At 70.1% G+C, this 1,058-nt stretch carries 1 protein-coding gene and 1 pseudogene; both read right to left on the bottom strand.

Translation table 11 applies throughout. The features are described 5' to 3' along the window. The coding region (locus AOK15_RS40885; RefSeq protein WP_079050049.1) for an aggregation-promoting factor C-terminal-like domain-containing protein at positions 1-340 on the bottom strand (340 nt) is incomplete at its 3' end. A 260-nt stretch (positions 341-600) separates the two neighbouring features. Continuing rightward, a pseudogene (locus AOK15_RS40890) lies at positions 601-1,058 on the bottom strand (ECF transporter S component); the annotation flags it as partial.

A 1,058-nucleotide genomic window follows, 5' to 3' on the forward strand; every position in this document is an offset into this window, starting at 1 on the left:
GGCCCCACTTGATCTGCGTGGCGGCGTTGGTCTTCCAGTCGGAACCGGCGGAGGCCATCTTCGAACCGGGGAGAGCCTGGACCAGGCCGTAGGCGCCGGAGGACGCGTTCGTCGCGTTGGGGTTCCAGTCGCTCTCGTGGTCGACGATGTTGGAGAAGCAGGTGTACTGAGCGGAGTTCGCGATCATCTTCTTCGCGGTCGCCTGGGCCTGCGCGGCCTCCGAGGTCGCGGCCTGCGCGGGCACGGCGGCGAGCAGCGCACCGGCGGTGGCGGCGACGACGGCGGTACCGGCGAGGGCCTTCTTCGGGGAGGCGATGCGGCGGAGAAGGGTGCGAGTCACGGGGAACCTTTTCTTCGGGGACGTTGACGTCGCGGGCATGCCTTCACCACATGCGATGCGGTGGGGGCGTACGTCGGCGCCGAGCCCGTGTGGGTGGTCGGCGCCGTGCGACTCGTCCACAGAAGCAGCCCGGGGGACCTGTCCGCAAACACCCCTTTTGCTAGTTGTGGCCGTATGTGGATGGAGCGGGGGCTCTGTGACCTGGCTCTCAATCCGCAGGTCAGCAGCCATTACGACGTGGACATGCCACGCCTTTCGATCTACGGCCCCGCTTCGTATGTGACCTGCGCCCTGTGGGGTGGTTCACCGTGTACCCGACGCTCCGTGCACGAGGTCCGACTCCGCGTTCGGACAGTGGGCGGGTCGAATGTGACCGCGCTCTCGAAGGCGGCCCGGCGTGTGGCCCGCCGCAGCGCCCGCAGCACCGGGGTGCCGAGCGTGAGGGTCAGGGCGACGGTGACCACGGCCCGGCCCAGGTCCCAGCCGAGGGAGGTGGCCAGGCAGTACGCGACAAAGCGGGCGAGGTTGGCGGCGGGGGAGGCGTCCGCGTGGAAGGCGATGTTCGAGGCGAGCGCGTCGATGAAGGGCCAGCCGTAGAGGTTCATGACGGTGCCGTAGACGAAGGCCGCGACGAAGCCGTACGCCGCGAGCAGCACGAGTTCCGCGCGGCCCCGCAGTCGCCGGGCGCCCGCCAGCAGCCCGGCGACTGCGGGGCCGC

The organism is Streptomyces ossamyceticus (genome assembly GCF_001418475.1).
GTDB lineage: Bacteria > Actinomycetota > Actinomycetes > Streptomycetales > Streptomycetaceae > Streptomyces > Streptomyces ossamyceticus.